The sequence below is a fragment of the Pantoea sp. X-Soil-YNGN-844 genome, from assembly GCF_059730595.1.
Genome location: NZ_AP036007.1, coordinates 3,101,706 through 3,118,889, shown reverse-complemented (window position 1 = coordinate 3,118,889; position 17,184 = coordinate 3,101,706). Strand labels below are relative to the sequence as shown.

The following is a 17,184-nucleotide window of genomic DNA, read 5'->3' as shown; positions in this document are numbered from 1 at the left end:
ACCTTTCATTTTTATTGATATAAAACAATCTATTACGTGGTGATCGATGAGTGTAGGGTGAAGGATATTATTCATCATTAATGAAGCATGGACGTAAAAAACCGGCTTTCGGCGGTTCTGCTTAGTCATCTCGCTGTGGGGTCATCGCATTTTGGCGGCCAGTCGCTGCTGCTTTCCTACGTGATATCGAGGTTGGTTTGCATCCCTGCCTTTGTGCGCCGCTTCAGGTAGTGATTCCCATACTCCCGCATGATGCTGTCAAACGACAGGCCGAACATTTTAATGCGAGTGTATGCGCGTAAGGCAGGGCGAGTCAGAATATATATATAATTTATTTAATTTTTAGATAAAATTAAATAAAATAATGAAGTCTGAAGTAAGAGCTTTCATAAGATTCAAGTGTGATCGTACGGTTTCCCAATCACACTTAGTATAATTAATTAATAAATGTCTCCATAATCGTCACACCATTATGAGAACTATGTACAAATTCCCGCACAGTTACCTTAAGCCCACTATCAGTAACCTCCAAGATGGAGTAACTATTTCGCTCGCCATTCATACGTTGTTGTTGATCTACACTAACACTACCATTTGATATAATTCTTAAAGACTTTTTACTATTAAAGTTGCTTCTTTCAAATTGTGTATATTCTGACATATTAAAAATGTGCTGATGCCCATGCATAGCTAACTTTATATTTTTCGAAATTGCTGATTTCATAACCTTCAATGAATCTATAGTTAAGGAAATTCCTTTCTTATTTAAAATATCAATGTCGTTAACGGGGAGAAGATGATGATGCAGTGCTAATATCCTGAAGCTATCTTTATCATTACTTGATAAATTATTTATGGCATCAATTCCTTCTTGACCGACATAACCATACTCTGTCCATTGTGAAGTACTCACTATTCCACATGAGTTCAATATGGTTATATCTAGATTTTTATTAATCTCTGTTATCTTAAAGTGTGCATTATAAGATAGGCTCTCTCGCCAAGATCTACCGGATAGCTCATCGATAAATGTTCTATAATCTGTTTCAAACTTTTTATCAACTTGGTTTGTAATGTTTTCATTAGGATTAGAGTTATTTCTTACCATGTCATGGTTGCCCGGTAAGGCTAATATATTTTTATGATTTATTTTAAGGGAGTCACAAAGGCTATGGATCTCCTCCTTAATTTTTGAACGAAGAGATGTATCCCAATTTCCCTTTGTTGTAAAATCTCCGGTAATGAGAAGCAAAGAGAACTTATCAGCTATGCCAAGCTCGTTCAAATCTTTCATTATTGAGCGAGTAAGCGAAGATCTGGTCTGTCCTATTTTATTAATTTCACTTTCATAACAGAATCCATAGCTTTCTCCAAAGTGTAAGTCTGAAATAACTAATATATGATTATTATCTAGCTCAATTCTATCAGTTACCATATCATCATGCTTACTTTTCCTTTTTTTTCCTTCTTCAAAGAATCTATATGTCGGATTTCCATTTCGTGCAAATTCTTCATCTAATTCTAAATTATATCTAGGAAGCGCCTCTAAATTTTTGATTAGGAACCACGTGTTGATCTCCCTAGACTTTTGACTGTAATAGCTTGGTACTTGGGCTAAATTAAGTTCACTTTTTTGGTTGTGTATAATCCTAGAAATAGTAGCCTTATAAATTTTGTTAAGATCTCGATTAATTAAAATAATGTAATCGTGTTTGTATGTATCTAAATAGCCCAATTCAATTTCAGAAAGAATCTCTTTTTCTTGCTTCCACCACCCCCACCAAACTGCGCCACAAGTATCAATGATCGATTGATGATCTGTTATCGTGTTTACACCATTTGTGGTGTCTCTAAACCTTAATATTAGAATTCCTGTTTCCATTTTAATTTCCTTGAGTAAGGTGGGGAAGGGATGTCCCATTCTTTTAAATTGGTTGTTTTTTCGTAAAGTTTATCAAGATCGTCACTTTCTAAAAGTTGATCCAATAATCTTATTAGTACAGATGGGTTATCAATTTTCCCGACTTCATTTTCCGAGCTCCATATTTGTATAAGCTCTCTGCCTACTGCTCTTTTGCTGACGGATGGCCAGGTCCAGCCATTTGCATGATCTATTTTTTCTAAATTTACACAATCGTTGTCATTGCTATTTTCATCGCATTTAACTGCAATTTGGTAATCATTTAATAAATACCTTATCCACGTATGGTTATTTTTTGTAATTTTTTCTAATGAAGGTATTTTATTTATTGAAATGATTGCGAGATCACCTTTTCTAATTTTTAGATTGATGTTGTCGATGGTTGATAGTTCCTCAAATAAAGGTGTTTCATAATCTAGTGTGCTTTCAATATATTCAATTTCTGCCCATTTAAATACCCATTCGAATAACTCATTTTTTTCTGATATAGCTAAAGGTCGTGTATTGTCAGGCCATATAGATAAGAATATTTTAGCTCCAACTCCAGCGGAATTAGCTGCCCATGATAACCATCTGTAGTAGACGTCTAAATACCATGGTGGATCCATTACCACATAGTTGTAGCTATCTTGAAGGGGGGCTGAAGAGTTAACATCAATTAGTTTATGATTGTATAAGTTCTGAACCGGATGGCTATCAACTAAAATCACCTTACCTCCCTTATTAGAGAGTATTTCTGCAACAGTTGGCACCCCTATAGAGAGTGTTTTCCCGTTAACACAAAATTCAGCAAGCCTTTCAGCGGTTTTATTAGTAAACCTCCAATCATAATCTAGAGGGTGCGGATTTGGTCTTCTTAATATCACAATTGTTCCTTAATGTGAAAAGTTATCATAATATGATTTTTTAACGCGAATATGAAATTTTTGATCTAAATAGCTTTAGAGTGCAAGTGAGCTTATTTAATAACAATAAATACTTGCGATTCCATATGATTGATTCTGACACTTATTAAGTGTGTATAATATTAATATCCATACTTTTCCTAACATTGATGGACGAATCAATGAAGCTGACAATTAAGTTTATTGAAGCAACTAACCAGTGCTGATTCATAATAAAGTCCCCTTGTAAAAATTTATACCATAATCACTAGCATTGTTCATCTTTGTTTTTTGTGTATAAAAAACATGGGGTTAAGCGGTTTTCTTTAGGTTTAGATGAAATTAATCATTGGCCTTTAGTGAAGCATAGACTTAAAAAACCGGCTTTCACCGGTTCTGGTTAGTCACATTGCTGTGGGATCATCACATTTCGGTAGCCAGTCGCTGCTGCTTTCCTCCATGAGATCGAGGTTGGTTTGCATCCCCAACTTAGTGCGCCGCTTCAGATAGTGATGCCCGTACTCCCGCATTATGCTCTCAAGCGACAGGCCGAACATCTTCATGCTGAGCGGGTTCTTGTAGCCGTTGGCCTCCATGTAGGCCAGATAGGCGTGATAGAGGTAGCGTCTGGGCTGAAGCGGCCTGATGCTCGCGTTACCCATATAAAGCGCGTTTGGCTCGGGCGTGGTGAACAGGTAGCCGCAGAAGTCCACCATCGGATCTGCATCGCGCTTGATGCGCATAGCCTCGTCGGAGTTCTGCTGCGACTGAAGCAGCGACCGGGCCTGCTGTGGCTGGCTGAACTGCTGCATCAGCTGGCGCACTATAACAGCCAGCTCACCGCTGATTTTTTCCTTCAGCTGCGGGTCGCGCTCATCTGCCGGAATGATTTCCGGGAAGTGCAGAATTACCCGGCGGCGCGACACGCCCCCGCTGCGGTCGGTGAAGCGCATCGGGTTGTTGTTCACCGCCAGAATCACCGCCGGAATGTGCGTTGAGTAGGCATCCCTATACTTCGGGTCCACGGAGACCGCATCGCCGCCGGTGATGGCCTTGATGCCCGCGCCGTCGCCGCTCCACTTTTCCTGGTCGGGCAGGATAATCAGCGAATACCCAATCACCGCCGCGCGTTCGCGGGACGACTCCAGCGTTTCAATGGTGGCAGAGGTGGTGTTGTCCGTTCCGGCCAGCATGGTGGCGATTTCAGCCATTATGCTTTTACCACTGCCACCGGGTCCGGTGACCTCCAGAAATAGCTGCCAGTCGTAGCGGTTCGCCAGCACCATAAACAGCGCGGCCAGAATAATGTCGCGTTTGGCCGGGTCCCGTCCGGCAGCGCGGTCGAGCCACTGCCGGAAGTGCGGCGCATGGTCTGCCAGCGTTTCACCCTGAACGGGCTTCGTGTAGTCCACCTCGCTGACCGTGCGCAGCCAGAAGTCTTTACTGTGCGGGCTGAAGCCGCCGGTGCGGGTGTCCAGCACGCCATTACGGAAGCCAATCAGGCGGCGCGCCGGGTCGGCCTGCTGCGGCAGCATCAGCTTCAGCGTGTCCACTACGCCCGAAATCTTGCCCGCCGAAAACGGCGCGCGCAGGCGCTGAAACAGCTTCGCCACGTCGCGCTCAAACTGCTTCCCGGAAATCACCTTCCACGCGCCGGAGCGGTAGCGTGACAGAATTTCCCCGCTGGCGTCCACGGCCAGCGCGCTGCGGTAGTGCTCCGCTACGCGTTCCGCCTTCTCACTGGCGCTCATGGCCGAAAATTCCGCCTCGCTCATTACGTCGAACGGACTGGCGGTGGGCGGCGTGGCGGCTTCGGCCAACGCACGCCGGGTGTTCTCCTCACCGTGCTGCATAAAAGCGTCATTCCAGTCACCGAACACCGGCGGCAGGACCACGACTGCGTGGCTGGCTTCAGCGGCCTGCTTTGCCTTCACCTGACCGTCGCCGTTCAGGTCGCGGTCGGCGGCAATCAGCAGCGGCAGCGTGGCGTGTTTTTCACGGGCAAGGCCAGCCAGAGAAAGGAGGTTCACGGACGACAGGGCAATCCATACCTCATCCCCGGTCAGGTTGTGTACCGTAAGGCCGGTGGCGTAGCCCTCCGTCAGCCAGATGCGCGCTGCCGGTTTGCCGGTGCTGAGGACGTGGCACGCGCCTTTTACCTGTCCGCCCTTCAGCGTGCGCTTCTCGCCTGCTGCGTTAATCAGCTGCACGTTCACCAGCTGGCCGCCCGCATCATGGAGGGGAACGAGCAAATCACCGGCACGATAGGCCGTGAGCGCGATTTTCTGCGGCTTCGCCAGCGTCAGGCAGGACTGCTCCGGCCAGCCCTTACGGGACAGGTAGGCGTTGCCGGTTGCCTGCTGCGCGGTGCTAACCAGCTGCCGGGCCTGCTTCACGGCGGCGGCGCGTGCGGCTTCGTTATCTTCTCCCGCGCTGGCGACAGGCGTGCTGTCCATCGGTGGCAGGCTGCCGGTCAGGCCGTTTACCCGCGCGGCGGCTTCGGTCAGGCTCAGTGAGAGGGCCTTTTTTACCAGGTCCATGCCGTCACCGGCACCGCACTGATTACAAATCCACGTGCCGCGCCCCTCCTGGTCGTCAAAGCGGAAGCGGTCGGTTCCGCCGCATACCGGGCAGGAGGTATGGCGGTTCTTCACCACCTTCACGCCCAGTGCGGGCAGGATACGGGGCCACTGGCCCTGTGCGGCTTTTGCCGCATCTGATACGGTCATTTTCATTGTTCTTTTCTCCCTCAGTGCAGCACCGGCGCGTCTTTGAGGCGCCCGCAGAGTTCATCCATCACCACCTGTCCAAGAAAGCTCAGGCATGGAACCGACTTCAGCGGCCCGGCTGCCAGCAGGTCGTCGAGCAGTGCGCAGGCAATTTCCTGACCGCGCTGGCGTCCGTGCTGGCGCAGATAGAAGCCTTCCAGCTCGGTTTCAATGGCGTGTTCAAGGCGCGCCAGCGTCAGGCCGGGATAGCGCTTCTGTTCGCGGCAGACGGTCAGCCAGGCGCAGGCCACCGCGCGGCGTGAAAGCGCGGAATGCAGTTCGGGGGAAAGGGTAAGTGTGCTCATGGCTCAACCTCCCCGTTCATCCAGCTGTCCTGACAGCGGTTTACTACTCCGTCCAGCTGCTCTGTGATGAGGAAAATCAGCGAATTCAGCTGCGCCTGCTGTGTGGCCGGTTGCTGTTCGTGGCACTCCTGAAGCAGGGTCATGTCGCTGATAAAGCGCCCGGCGTTGCGCAGGTGTTCAAGGCGTAACAGGTCTGCGTGGGAAATGGTGGCGTGAGTCATGCGCGCACCTCCCGGACCGGCAGGCGGGCAGCAAGGGACAGCACGTAATCGCGGGCCAGCGTCAGGCGGGCGGCGCGTTCGTCAGCAGCAACGGTGCGGAGCATGTGAATACGCTGCTGGCGCTCGGTACGGCGCACGGCGGCAAAGACGAAAACAAACTGAGGGTATGGGGAATTAAGGACCGTAGCCATAGGGGCAAACTCCTTTGTTAGCTTTTTACAGCTACCACCAGAGTTCCTACGCTCAAGGGTGGCAGCCCGGACGGGGGTAGGAATACCGGCAACAAAGGAAACCGGCCAGCCCGAAGGCTGCCCCGCCCGGGCCACCATTACGCAGAAGGCACAGCGGAAACAGAACCGCTGCCCGAAAAATGGGTGCACATGGGCACAGACACAAAAAAAGACGCATGGCGCGTCTGGTGTCGCCTTTGTTTCGCTCGGGTTCCTACGCCCGGCTGCCGATTTTGCGACAGCAGAAAGACTGTACCAGGGAATGGCCCCGGCGCGCAAGCCGGGGAACACAGGAAAATGCAGCATGGCGGAAAATCTCAACAGTTGGTGAAGATCATGCTGCACGTTCCCGACCGCGTGCGGCGATGCGTGCATTCATCCAGGCGCTGATTTCACTGGCAAGCCACGCGACGTTCTTGCCGCCAAGCGACACCTGCGCCGGAAAAGCACTGCGGCTGATGAGGTCGTAAATGGTCGAGCGGGACAGCCCGCAGACGTGAATCACTTCCGGCAGGCGCATAAAGCGTTCCTGGACCGGGAATGATACCGGCATGGCAGGGGCCGCCGGAGCAGATGAATGAGCGTTTAAAGTCGTGTGCATGAGCTACCTCTTATGTATCCGTTAAGCGCCGCACAAGTGTGCACGGCATCGGGTAGCTCTTTATTTTGCGAATATTTTTGCCGGTGACAACAACAGAAATCTGTCTGACCGGTCGCACAAAAACCACATAAAGAATGGGTGTACGAGAACAGTACTAAATAGTACTAAAGAGGGATAGTAAGGTTTTATCCAATAACTTTAAGTTTGCTTCAGTCGGATTTTAAAAACTACTCATTCTAAAGGGCGAATAAGGCCGGAATCCCGGCGATGAACAATTGTGAACAGAGGGTGAAGGATTACTTTTTCACTCTTCACCTCTTAATTTACTGTATTTACTCTTTTTTTCTCTCTAATGAAGAATAGTGAAGGATTTATATAAAACTGAAAGCTGATAACAGGCTTCAGTAAAACCTTTTCCTGGCTCGCCAGAAGTAAAGCTTTTGTCTGGTTCGTCATACAACGCCCTCCGGTAGAAGCCACTGTGCCAGACCCGGCACAATTGACTTACTGAAACCAGCCGACAGGAAACGAGATGGCCCTGAAATGTCCCGAATGTGGTCAGGTAGCCCACACCCGCACCAGCTCTTATGAAGCGCCCTCCGTAAAGCGTACCTGGTACCAGTGCCAGAACCTCGACTGCTCCTGCACCTTCACCGCGCTGGAGAGCGTCGAGAAAATCATCATGAAGCCCCACAGGCCCGCATTAGTAGAGCCGGAACGGCAGAATGATGTGCCGGCTCGCCAGCCGCAGACGCTGGGCCGCTATGGTTCAGCAAGCGCCCGCAAAGACCGCCATGCACAGCCCTGACAGAGAGGAAAAACAGCATGACACAGCAGCAGATGACCGACGAACAGATTCAGGCCGCCGGTAACCGTATCGGTACGGCGCAGGCCAGAGCACAGCGCCCACTTAAGGAAGCCGGATGGCTCCTCCGTTTACCCGAGGCCGACGTTATCAGCCACACCACCGAGCTGGTAAAGGGGCTGTCCTCTGAGTGGCGGTTGCGTATTGAAGACCTCAATACAAAGATGCTGGCATGGCTGGAGGCAAGACAGACCGAAAACGCCGCTACTGAAAATCTCAGCGGGCTGCGCCAGCGTAAGGCCGAGATGGAGCAGGCAAGCCGGGACAACCGGGCACGCTTCCGTGAACTGCTGGGACAGAATGGCGGCAGCGTCACGCCGGAGATGAAGACGCTGCGCGCGGAGTATCTGGAGCAGCAGGAAACAGCATCTGACCTTGCCGGGCTGATTGCCGAAAAGGAAAAACAGCTGCCGGTGCTGGCAGATGGGACGGGGCGCAAGGCTAATGCTTACGTATTCTGTCATGAGGGCATCACGGATGAGCGCATTGATACGCTTATTGATGACTTCTTTATCATTCATGGCGCAGAGCTGAGCAGCCTGCTTAGAATGAAGTACAGCCAGTTTGAACGGAATGGCTCAACGCATGCACCGGGTGTTATCGAAGGCGCGAACGATGCCGACACGCTGTACCGCGTATATATCCAGAACCTGATTAAGAGATGGACGAGCGTAAATCAGCCGCTGATGTTCCGTGATGACGTGCTGAGCGTGAGCGGTGCGCATCCTTTCCGGGGAGCCAGAACCGACCGCCGCAAACGTAAACTTTTCTGAGCTGCAGACACAGAAACTCACCGAAGCCCGGCCAGTGCGGGCTTTTTTACGTCCACTGCTTGAGTGCATGTCTATGCTGCATCAAAACGCATGAGTCTCCGGCACCCCGGAACGGCAGACAAGGCCAGCAGCGGCGCGGCTCAGGCCTAATCATGCAGGTGCATGAAAACCGCTGCATAAAGCGGGCAGGCGTGGCGGGGCTATGAGCGCGCGCATTGAATGAAAACTGTGGGGATAAGAATCAATGATCATCGTTTTTTGAAATTAAAGAAGGGAAAACGCATATGATAAAAATCATATGCGTGGCTGCAAATTAATTCTGAGGCTGCATTTTTTTGATGTCGTCTTTGTCTTGGTGGGAAAATGGTAGTTTATTAGATTTCAGATTTGATGTTCTGAAGTTGAATTTAAATAATGTAATGTCACTATCATTATCATCGGACGTGATGAAAATATTAATATTAAGGTCTTCAGGGGTTAATCCATTAGCGATGTTTCTTGTAAGAGTTAGTGTTGTTTCTTTTCCCATTTTTAGTTTTACTTTTTCAGTTGAAAAGGCACCTGTTGGATATCTGAATTCAGTTATGAGCCCGTCATATAGTTTCTTGTATTTTTTGTAATCGTTATCTTTATAATAATCCTCACTTAATTTTTCACTTAGCTTTTTATATCTTTTATAATCTTGCAAGTCAAATGCTGCGAAAGTTGTGGCGTTTAAATATAGTTTATTAACCACCTTAAGTTTAAATATTATTTCTTTATCGGAAACTTTAAAGTCAGTCATGGTTACAGGGAGTTCATTGTTTTTTATATCATACTTCCCAAGGGTTTTACTTATACCATATTTTGACGTCTCAAAACCACGACTATAAAAGTTTGCATATTTATAGTTATTATACTTATCACTTACGTAATCAATAGGGTCAATTTTAAATACAAATAAGGTGGATATTGAACATACCAAAATAAAAAACACAGTCACGATGAACAGTGCAGGGCCTCTACTTGGCGGAATAAGGTCTTTTTTAGCATAACTTTTACCTGAAGCGTTATCTGAGAAAATCTGGGGGAGATTATCTTTCGATAATATCTCTCCAATGTAGCTTATTGTAAAGGTAGTATCCTCTTTACTGATTAGCCTTTTGATTTTTATTTTATTGTCTTCTGCTTCCAGAAAAGGTTTATCTCCAGATAATATTTTTATGAATTTATTCTTGGGAAGGTGTAACTCAATATTTTTCTCTGTTTCTCTTCCTTTATTTATGACATAGATAATGGTTGTATAACTTTTTGAATTGTTACCTAAAGATTGTAAGGAGTATGCTATGGCTGCATAAAGCTCTGGCTTTCTCATTTTGGATGCCAATGATGCGATAAGCTTACCAATAAAAACATTAGCGACCAACCATACGCCCTTTGATACATCTTCATTCATTTTAGTTTCTACCTTCTCCGAAAATAAATATATACTTAATTTTTGGTTTTTATAGATCGGTTGTTTGCATATTTTTAACTTTGCTACCCCACCAATCCATTAAATCTTTGCGCTTTTCAAGATAAGTAGAACGATTGTAAGCACGTCTAACTTCGTTTTTATCAATGTGAGCTAAGGCAGCCTCAATAACATCGGAATTTAAACCAGCTTCATTCATTGCTGTACTTGCAATTGAACGTAAACCATGTGCTACAAGTTTGCCACCATATCCTATTCGTTTTAATGCCGCATTAGCAGTCTGATTGTTCATTGGTTTTTTTGGATCATTTCTGCTTGGAAAAATATATTCCCGATACGCACTTATCGGCTTCATTATTACCAATAATTCTAAAGCCTGCTCTGAAAGAGGTACAATATGCTCACGTTTTGCTTTCATCCTCTCTGCGGGAATCGTCCAAAGTCTAGCATCAAGATCAATTTCTGCCCATCGAGCCCCTGAAGCTTCGGAGGGCCGAACAAGCGTCAGAAGCTGCCATTCAATCAGGCAGCGAGTAGGAATAGATAGATTAGATCTTACAAGCGAACGCATAAGCTGCGGCAGTTCCTCTGGCCGCAGTGTTGGCATATTCTGCTTTTTGGGCTTTTCAAAAGCCATACCGATCCCAGAAGCAGGATTTGAATCAATCAATCCCGTGTTTACAGCATAAATCATAATTTCGTTAATACGCTGTACTAAGCGGCGTACTGTTTCAAGAGCACCACGGGCCTTAATCGGTTCAAGTGCTTCTACAAGCTTACGTGCTTTTATTTCCTGTACAGGAATCTCGCCAATGGCAGGGAAAACATCTTTCTCAAGGGAACGCCAGATATCCTTCGCATAATCCGGGGTAACGCTAGCTTGCTTCAAGGTAAACCAGTTAGCGGCCACGGTTGAGAAGATGCTGTCCAAGGCGTCCTGCTTCTGTTCTATAAGCTGTTCGGCTTGCGTCTGTGGGTCAATTCCATTAGCGAGTAAGGAGAGGTAATCAGCGCGCAAGCGTCTGGCATCGGCTAGCGATAGGGCAGGGAAGGCACCGAGGCCCATCATAGTGCGCTGCCTTGTTACTGGCCGCTGGTAACGAAAACGCCAAAGCTTCTTGCCGGTAGTTTTTACCACCATAAAAAGCCCACCTCCATCATGCAGCGTTAAATCTTTATCGATGGCTTTTGCGCGAAGTACTTCAGTGTTGGTTAAGGGGCGGGTTGTCCTTGCCATATAGGGCATTCCTACGTGAATTGGTATACGTTTTTAGGATACATCTTACCGTATACCAATACGTATACCAATAATCACCGGATTTGGCTGGATCACTTCGGATGATTACAGACACAAAAAAGCCCGCAGGGCTTGTGCCGTGCGGGCTTTCAGGACTTCTGCGGATGGCACTGGAACCATCTTTGAAGAATTTTGGTGGAGCTGGCGGGAGTTGAACCCGCGTCCGAAATTACTACACCGTCGGCACTACATGCTTAGTCAGTTTTTACATTCGCCGGTTAGCTGCGAACAGACACGCCACTAACAGACTATCCTGATTGGATTTAACGCTTCAACCCCAGGCAAGGCATCCACGCGATCTCTTTTGGGTTTGACTTCTCTTGATCCCCGTCTTAAGAGCGGAAGCTAGGGAGAGAAGGCTAAGAGCAGGTTATTAAGCTGCTAAAGCGTAGTTTTCGTCGTTTGCGACTATTTTTTTGCGGCTTTTTACGAGGCAAACCGCCCCTCGGCATGCTCCTAAGGCTTCACAATCCCGTCGAGTCCAGAATCAGCCCCAGAACTTTCAATGTTAGCAACTAAACAGCTGAAAGTCCAGTGCTTAGCGCGCTGAATTCTTCATGATACGTGCTTTGTCTAATTTCCATTCGCGATCTTTAATGTCATCGCGCTTGTCGTGCTCTTTCTTACCGCGTGCAACACCAATCTTCAGTTTGCACCAGGCATTCTTCCAGTACAGCGACAGTGCCACGATGGTGTAACCTTCGCGGTTAACGCGGCCATACAGAGAGTCGAGTTCACGTTGCTTCAGCAGCAGCTTACGGCTGCGCGTCGGGTCACAGACTACGTGGCTGGAGGCAACGGCTAAGGGTTGAAAGGTTGAACCGAACAGAAAGGCTTCGCCATCGCGCAGCAGAATATAGCTGTCGCTGATGTTGGCTTTACCGGCACGAAGTGACTTAACTTCCCATCCTTGTAACGACAATCCCGCTTCATACTCCTCTTCAATGAAGTACTCGTGGCGGGCGCGTTTGTTCATGGCAACAGTGGCAGAACCGGGTTTGTGTGCTTTTTTCTTTGTCATAGTGCGGCGTATTTTACATCACTTAGTCGGTTATCGCATCCCCAGTCCAGCGGGGCAGCAGGAAACGGGATATTCTAGCACACCCTCACTTGGGGACATTTTTGTTTAATCGCTGAAAATGCTATTATTCAGCGGTTTTGTGATGAACAGGAACCATTATGGCTCAGATTAGTCGTTCGGCGCTGGTCCCGTTTAGTGCCGGGCAGATGTACCAACTTGTAAATGACGTGGATGCCTATCCGCAATTCTTGCCGGGTTGTACCGGAAGCCGCGTGCTGGATGCGTCTGATAATCAGATGACGGCGTCGGTGGATGTGTCGAAGGCGGGCATCAGCAAAACGTTTACCACCCGCAATACCCTGACTGATAACCAGAGCATCCATATGCAACTGGTTGATGGGCCGTTCCGCAAGCTGACCGGCGGCTGGACGTTCGTCTCGCTGGGCGATGATGCCTGCAAGGTTGAGTTAAGCCTGGAGTTCGAATTCACCAATATGCTGGTAGAGATGGCCTTTGGACGTATCTTCAAAGAGCTGGCCAACAGCATGGTGCAGGCCTTCACTCAGCGCGCCAAAGAGGTCTACCGTGCCTGATATCTCCGTCGAGGTGGTCTATGCCTTGCCTGAAAAGCAGTATCAGCTTTACGTGAAAGTGGAGCAGGGCAGCACGGTAGAGCAGGCCATCCTGAAGTCAGGCCTGCTGGAACTGCGTCGGGAGATTGACCTCGCCAGCAACAAAGTCGGCGTCTACAGTCGGCCAGTGAAGCTGGATGATGTGGTTCAGGAGGGCGATCGTATCGAGATCTATCGTCCGCTGATTGCCGATCCTAAAGAGCTGCGTCGTCAGCGCGCAGAGCGGGCGGCAGAAAGCAAAAAATAAGTCGTTATATCGGCAGAATCAGCGAATAACAGGCATAAAAAAGGCGCTCAATGCGCCTTTTTTGCTGTCTTTAAAACGGTCTGTCGTGAAATCAGTCGTTGTTCTTGGACAGATTCTGCTTGTTATTGATGTTAGTCAGAACACCGTTGCCATCAAAGGTCAGCGTCAGCGTCTGCTGCTTCACGCTCTCATGGCCTGGCTCCTGACGGAAAACGTAATACCAGACGTTGCTGCCAAACGGATCTTTCATCATCGGCGTACCGAGCGTGTAAGCCACCTGCTGCTGTGTCATACCGGTATGGATCTTGGCCACATCGTTGGCAACCAGATAGTTACCCTGGTTGATATCAGGACGATAGACCACGCGCTCTAAGGTGGAACATCCGGCGGTCATCATCAACATTACCACTGCCGCGGCAGTCAGCGTTTTACAGCGCATCTATACATTCCTTTTCCGGGGCCAAACGCCTTTAACAGGCGGCTTTCTTGCCATCAAAATCTGAACTCTGCCTGCGGCAGGCTTTATTACTCTGACAACATAAGTGCCGATGATAATAAACCTTTTCGCCGTTGGAAACCTCTACAGAGCAAGCATATGACCACGGTACGTTAAAAAAGTGCGCTGCTATGCGGCTAAAAGTTCTTTTGCGTTGGCCAGGGTATTGCGTGTCACTTCGCTGCCGCCCAGCAGTCTCGCCAGTTCCTGCAGACGCGCCCGCTTGTCCAGCGGCTGCATATGGGTTTCGGTCATCGCGCCATCGGTCTCTTTGCTGACATAGAAGTGCTGATGTCCGCAACCGGCAACCTGCGGCAGGTGGGTGACGCACATGACCTGGGTCGATTCACCCAGTTGACGCAGCAGTTTACCGACGACGGCAGCGGTCGGGCCGCTGATTCCGACATCCACTTCATCGAAAATCATCGCCGGCGTTTCCATTTTCTTCGCGGTGATCACCTGAATCGCCAGCGCGATACGTGACAGTTCACCGCCCGAAGCGACTTTGCCTAACGGCTGCAGTGGCTGACCTGGGTTGGTCGTCACCTGGAAATCGACGCGGCTCGCGCCATCTGCCGTCAGTTGATCCGGATTAAAGGTCAGCGCGATTTTAAACTGGCCGTGTGGCATTGAGAGCAGATGCATACTCTGCGTAATCAGCTGCTGCAGTTCATCGGCAAAGTGGCTGCGCTGCTGATGCAGCTGCTCTGCACTTTGCAGTGCCGCCTGATAATGTTCACCCACCAGCGACTGCAGGCTTTCCTGATCGCTTTCGTGCTGTGACAGTAGCTCCGCTTCCGCCAGCAGTTGCTGATGCAGTTCAGGCAGCGCTTCTGGCGTGACGTGATGCTTACGCGCCAGCGCAATCTGGCGGGAAATACGCTTTTCCAGTTCGTACAGGCGATTGGGGTCCAGATCAAGGCTGTCACAGTAGTGACGCAGTTCGTCGCTGGCTTCGCTCAGCTGAATCGCCGCCTCTTCCAGCAGGTTATGAACGCCGTTCAGCTTCTCATCCAGCGAGGTCAGTTCTGAAATCATCTCACGCGCGGTGTAGAGCAGGCTGTTGAGATTATTGTCATCGCTGTCTGCTAACAGCTGCAGCGCCTGCTGGCTGGTCGACAGCAGCTGTCCGCTGTTGGCCAGACGCTTGTACTCTTCGTCAATCTGCTCATATTCGCCCTGCTGCGGCGCGAACTCGTTCAGCTCTTTGAGCTGATACTGCAACAGCTCGCGGCGTGATTCGCGTTCCTGCGCCTGCTGCTGATGCAGCGCGAGGGTACGACAGCTCTGGTGCCAGGTCTGATAACTGGCGCGCATTTGCTGCAGGAGATCGTCGTGACCGGCATAGGCATCCAGCAGATGCTTCTGATGATCGGGTTTGAGCAGAAGCTGGTGTGCATGCTGACCGTGGATCTGGATTAGCAGCTGGCCCAGATCGCGCAGCTGAGAAAGTGGCACCGCCGTGCCATTGATAAAGCCACGGGAACGACCATCAGCACTGATCACCCGACGCAGCAGACACTCGTTGCCGTCGTCGAGTTGATTATCCATCAGCCAGCGCTGAGCAGAAGGGGAGGACTTTAGCTGGAAGCGGGCGCAGAGGTCAGCCCGGCTGGCACCCTGACGCACCATGTCGGCATCGGCACGGCCGCCCAGACATAATCCCAGCGCATCAATCGCGATAGACTTACCGGCACCGGTTTCACCAGTGATTGCCGTCATGCCGCGTTGGAAATCAATGTCGAGCTCACGAACGATAGCGAAATTACTGATGGTCAGTTGGGCCAGCATAGGTTCACCTGTATGAATAAACACATATGGTTTTTCATACAGTATAAACTGGTTTTTTATCCAGTAAAGAGGTGAGGCCGGTTTTCAGAACAATTTTTTTGACCAGCCCAGTTTTGAACTCAGCGTATTGAAATAGCTGTAGTTTTTAGGATGAATTAAATCAAGATGACCGGCACTGCGCCGAATCAGTACATCCTCACCTTCCTGAATTGGCAGCGCAATCTGGCTGTCACAGCTGATTTCCAGGTCGCTGCGGCGTGAAGAAAAGCGCAGACGAATGGTACTGCTGCTGTTGATCACCAGTGGCCGCGCTGACAGCGTATGCGGGAACATCGGCACCAGCACAATCGCTTCGAGTGATGGCGTCAGAATCGGTCCACCCGCAGAGAGGGAATAGGCGGTAGAGCCAGTGGGGGTCGAAATAATCAGCCCATCAGAGCGCTGGGAAAAGGCGAACACTTCATCAATGTAGACTTCAAATTCGATCATGTGCGCGACTTTGCCGGGATGCAGCACAACTTCGTTGATGGCGGAGCCAATACGCGGTGAGCAGTCAGATTTGCACACCTGCGCTTCCAGCAGAAAGCGGCTCTCGACGAAATAGTTACCCTGCAGCACCTCATCCAGCTGTTGCTGCGCATTATCCGGATCAAGGTCGGTAAGAAAACCGAGGTTACCGCGGTTAATGCCAATCACTTTGATATCATAGCGCGCCAGCACCCGCGCTGCGCCCAGCATGTTACCGTCACCGCCCACGACGACCGCTAAATCAGCCTGCTGACCAATCTCTGCCAGCGTGCCGGTCTGCACGTCGTGAAGCGAAAGCTCCTGCGCAATCTGCTTCTCAACGATCACTTGATAACCTTTGGCTGTCAGCCAGCGCCAGAGCATCTCATGCGTGGTTAACGCGGTGGGATGGCGCGGATGACCCACGATACCAATGCAGTTAAAGTGTTTGTTCATCTGGTCGGTGTTCCTTATAAGCCAAAACGGCAAGGCAATGTGATAGGTTCCCTTGAATCCGTCATACCAATCCCCATAATAAGCCAACCAGCGAAATGAATGTGCAAAACGCGGAGAAATTCATGAGTAGTAAAGAACAGAACACCCCAAACGAGCAAGTCTCAGACGAAATTCAGCAGGATCAGCAGCAACCTCAGGAAGCGGAGACAGCAGCAGAGGTGGATCCGCGTGATGAGCGTATTGCTCAGCTCGAAGCTGAATTAGCGCAGTCGCAGACCGGTGTACGCGATGCCCAACTGCGTGCGCAGGCTGAGGTTGAGAACATTCGTCGTCGTGCCGAGATGGACGTTGAGAAGGCGCACAAGTTTGCGCTGGAGAAGTTTGCCAATGAACTGCTCCCGGTCATCGACAGCCTGGAACGTGCGCTGGAAGTGGCCAATAAAGAGGACCCACAGCTGGCATCCATGATCGAAGGGATTGAACTGACGCTGAAGGGACTGCTCGGTGCCGTGCGTAAGTTCGGTGTTGAAGTGGTCGGCGAAACCGGCGTGCCATTCAACCCTGAAGTCCATCAGGCGATGTCGATGATGGAGTCTGAAGAATTTGAACCTAACCATGTCATGCTGGTGATGCAGCGTGGCTATACGCTGAATGGCCGCCTGCTGCGCCCGGCGATGGTGGCGGTTTCTAAAGCTAAAAGCTGATTCAACGCCTGA

General features: G+C 49.5%; 18 protein-coding genes and 1 other RNA gene. 5 read left to right on the top strand and 14 right to left on the bottom strand.

The window, feature by feature from the left end:
- Positions 1–436 precede the first annotated feature (436 nt).
- From AC6I8C_RS14425 to AC6I8C_RS14395, 7 genes are all read right to left on the bottom strand, one after another.
- Positions 437–1,882 carry a metallophosphoesterase family protein gene (locus tag AC6I8C_RS14425; RefSeq protein ID WP_480343766.1) on the bottom strand — a complete coding sequence of 482 codons (1,446 nt, stop codon included), beginning with the start codon at positions 1,880–1,882 and terminating at the stop codon, positions 437–439.
- Complete coding sequence (locus tag AC6I8C_RS14420; RefSeq protein WP_346461809.1) at positions 1,864–2,787, bottom strand: hypothetical protein; 924 nt, start codon at positions 2,785–2,787, stop codon at positions 1,864–1,866. Before AC6I8C_RS14420 ends, AC6I8C_RS14425 begins: the two co-directional genes overlap by 19 nt.
- A gap of 422 nt (positions 2,788–3,209) precedes the next feature.
- The gene (locus AC6I8C_RS14415; RefSeq protein ID WP_497822871.1) at positions 3,210–5,540 is read right to left on the bottom strand and encodes a phage/plasmid primase, P4 family; all 2,331 of its coding nucleotides are present in this window, start codon (positions 5,538–5,540) and stop codon (positions 3,210–3,212) included.
- Positions 5,541–5,554: 14 nt separating this feature from the next.
- The gene (locus AC6I8C_RS14410; RefSeq protein WP_346461811.1) at positions 5,555–5,878 is read right to left on the bottom strand and encodes a DUF5375 domain-containing protein; all 324 of its coding nucleotides are present in this window, start codon (positions 5,876–5,878) and stop codon (positions 5,555–5,557) included.
- Entirely contained in the window at positions 5,875–6,099 is a 225-nt protein-coding gene (locus tag AC6I8C_RS14405) for a hypothetical protein (protein WP_346461812.1), read from the bottom strand. The genes AC6I8C_RS14410 and AC6I8C_RS14405 overlap by 4 nt, the downstream gene beginning before the upstream one ends.
- Positions 6,096–6,635, bottom strand: a complete 540-nt coding sequence (locus AC6I8C_RS14400; RefSeq protein WP_497823348.1) for a host cell division inhibitor Icd-like protein — start codon at positions 6,633–6,635, stop codon at positions 6,096–6,098. Before AC6I8C_RS14400 ends, AC6I8C_RS14405 begins: the two co-directional genes overlap by 4 nt.
- Positions 6,636–6,663: 28 nt before the next feature.
- Positions 6,664–6,930 (bottom strand): helix-turn-helix transcriptional regulator, encoded by a 267-nt coding sequence (locus AC6I8C_RS14395; protein ID WP_009088621.1) that lies wholly within the window; start codon positions 6,928–6,930, stop codon positions 6,664–6,666.
- 532 nt (positions 6,931–7,462) lie between these two features.
- On the opposite strand from AC6I8C_RS14395, the gene AC6I8C_RS14390 reads away from it, so the two are divergent.
- Positions 7,463–7,738 (top strand): ogr/Delta-like zinc finger family protein, encoded by a 276-nt coding sequence (locus tag AC6I8C_RS14390; RefSeq protein ID WP_346461813.1) that lies wholly within the window; start codon positions 7,463–7,465, stop codon positions 7,736–7,738.
- A 17-nt stretch (positions 7,739–7,755) separates the two neighbouring features.
- The gene (locus tag AC6I8C_RS14385; protein WP_346461814.1) at positions 7,756–8,568 is read left to right on the top strand and encodes a phage polarity suppression protein; all 813 of its coding nucleotides are present in this window, start codon (positions 7,756–7,758) and stop codon (positions 8,566–8,568) included.
- Between the two features lie 313 nt (positions 8,569–8,881).
- Here the strand turns inward: AC6I8C_RS14385 and AC6I8C_RS14380 are convergent, their stop codons facing one another.
- The 4 genes from AC6I8C_RS14380 to smpB form a co-directional block, all read right to left on the bottom strand.
- Positions 8,882–10,003 carry a hypothetical protein gene (locus AC6I8C_RS14380; RefSeq protein ID WP_346461815.1) on the bottom strand — a complete coding sequence of 374 codons (1,122 nt, stop codon included), beginning with the start codon at positions 10,001–10,003 and terminating at the stop codon, positions 8,882–8,884.
- Positions 10,004–10,052: 49 nt separating this feature from the next.
- Positions 10,053–11,258 carry an integrase domain-containing protein gene (locus AC6I8C_RS14375; protein ID WP_346461816.1) on the bottom strand — a complete coding sequence of 402 codons (1,206 nt, stop codon included), beginning with the start codon at positions 11,256–11,258 and terminating at the stop codon, positions 10,053–10,055.
- Positions 11,259–11,451: 193 nt separating this feature from the next.
- Positions 11,452–11,813, bottom strand: a transfer-messenger RNA (tmRNA) gene (gene ssrA, locus AC6I8C_RS14370).
- Positions 11,814–11,856: 43 nt separating this feature from the next.
- Entirely contained in the window at positions 11,857–12,339 is a 483-nt protein-coding gene (gene smpB / locus AC6I8C_RS14365) for an SsrA-binding protein SmpB (RefSeq protein WP_033733561.1), read from the bottom strand.
- A gap of 158 nt (positions 12,340–12,497) precedes the next feature.
- On the opposite strand from smpB, the gene AC6I8C_RS14360 reads away from it, so the two are divergent.
- Together AC6I8C_RS14360 and AC6I8C_RS14355 are read left to right on the top strand one after the other, a co-directional pair.
- The gene (locus AC6I8C_RS14360) at positions 12,498–12,932 is read left to right on the top strand and encodes a type II toxin-antitoxin system RatA family toxin (RefSeq protein WP_013358774.1); all 435 of its coding nucleotides are present in this window, start codon (positions 12,498–12,500) and stop codon (positions 12,930–12,932) included.
- Positions 12,925–13,218, top strand: coding sequence for an RnfH family protein (locus tag AC6I8C_RS14355; protein WP_013358773.1), 294 nt, complete (start codon positions 12,925–12,927; stop codon positions 13,216–13,218). Before AC6I8C_RS14360 ends, AC6I8C_RS14355 begins: the two co-directional genes overlap by 8 nt.
- 91 nt (positions 13,219–13,309) lie before the next feature.
- On the opposite strand, the gene bamE is transcribed toward AC6I8C_RS14355, so the two are convergent.
- The 3 genes from bamE to nadK all read right to left on the bottom strand — a co-directional run bounded on the left by bamE (position 13,310) and on the right by nadK (position 16,468).
- Positions 13,310–13,657: an outer membrane protein assembly factor BamE gene (gene bamE / locus AC6I8C_RS14350; protein ID WP_497822870.1), complete on the bottom strand. Its 348-nt coding sequence runs from the start codon at positions 13,655–13,657 to the stop codon at positions 13,310–13,312.
- A 186-nt stretch (positions 13,658–13,843) separates the two neighbouring features.
- Entirely contained in the window at positions 13,844–15,505 is a 1,662-nt protein-coding gene (recN, locus tag AC6I8C_RS14345) for a DNA repair protein RecN (RefSeq protein ID WP_143813124.1), read from the bottom strand.
- 84 nt (positions 15,506–15,589) lie between these two features.
- Entirely contained in the window at positions 15,590–16,468 is an 879-nt protein-coding gene (gene nadK, locus AC6I8C_RS14340) for an NAD(+) kinase (protein ID WP_003848582.1), read from the bottom strand.
- 122 nt (positions 16,469–16,590) lie between these two features.
- On the opposite strand from nadK, the gene grpE reads away from it, so the two are divergent.
- Positions 16,591–17,172 carry a nucleotide exchange factor GrpE gene (gene grpE, locus AC6I8C_RS14335; protein WP_003848585.1) on the top strand — a complete coding sequence of 194 codons (582 nt, stop codon included), beginning with the start codon at positions 16,591–16,593 and terminating at the stop codon, positions 17,170–17,172.
- Positions 17,173–17,184: the final 12 nt, after the last annotated feature.

Coding starts and splice junctions, on each gene's coding strand:
- AC6I8C_RS14425 (WP_480343766.1), bottom strand. CDS start 1,882: ATGGAAACAGGAATTCTAATATTAAGGTTTAGAGACACCACAAATGGT.
- AC6I8C_RS14415 (WP_497822871.1), bottom strand. CDS start 5,540: ATGAAAATGACCGTATCAGATGCGGCAAAAGCCGCACAGGGCCAGTGG.
- AC6I8C_RS14410 (WP_346461811.1), bottom strand. CDS start 5,878: ATGAGCACACTTACCCTTTCCCCCGAACTGCATTCCGCGCTTTCACGC.
- AC6I8C_RS14405 (WP_346461812.1), bottom strand. CDS start 6,099: ATGACTCACGCCACCATTTCCCACGCAGACCTGTTACGCCTTGAACAC.
- AC6I8C_RS14400 (WP_497823348.1), bottom strand. CDS start 6,635: ATGCTGCATTTTCCTGTGTTCCCCGGCTTGCGCGCCGGGGCCATTCCC.
- AC6I8C_RS14395 (WP_009088621.1), bottom strand. CDS start 6,930: ATGCACACGACTTTAAACGCTCATTCATCTGCTCCGGCGGCCCCTGCC.
- AC6I8C_RS14390 (WP_346461813.1), top strand. CDS start 7,463: ATGGCCCTGAAATGTCCCGAATGTGGTCAGGTAGCCCACACCCGCACC.
- AC6I8C_RS14385 (WP_346461814.1), top strand. CDS start 7,756: ATGACACAGCAGCAGATGACCGACGAACAGATTCAGGCCGCCGGTAAC.
- AC6I8C_RS14380 (WP_346461815.1), bottom strand. CDS start 10,003: ATGAATGAAGATGTATCAAAGGGCGTATGGTTGGTCGCTAATGTTTTT.
- AC6I8C_RS14375 (WP_346461816.1), bottom strand. CDS start 11,258: ATGGCAAGGACAACCCGCCCCTTAACCAACACTGAAGTACTTCGCGCA.
- smpB (WP_033733561.1), bottom strand. CDS start 12,339: ATGACAAAGAAAAAAGCACACAAACCCGGTTCTGCCACTGTTGCCATG.
- AC6I8C_RS14360 (WP_013358774.1), top strand. CDS start 12,498: ATGGCTCAGATTAGTCGTTCGGCGCTGGTCCCGTTTAGTGCCGGGCAG.
- bamE (WP_497822870.1), bottom strand. CDS start 13,657: ATGCGCTGTAAAACGCTGACTGCCGCGGCAGTGGTAATGTTGATGATG.
- recN (WP_143813124.1), bottom strand. CDS start 15,505: ATGCTGGCCCAACTGACCATCAGTAATTTCGCTATCGTTCGTGAGCTC.
- nadK (WP_003848582.1), bottom strand. CDS start 16,468: ATGAACAAACACTTTAACTGCATTGGTATCGTGGGTCATCCGCGCCAT.
- grpE (WP_003848585.1), top strand. CDS start 16,591: ATGAGTAGTAAAGAACAGAACACCCCAAACGAGCAAGTCTCAGACGAA.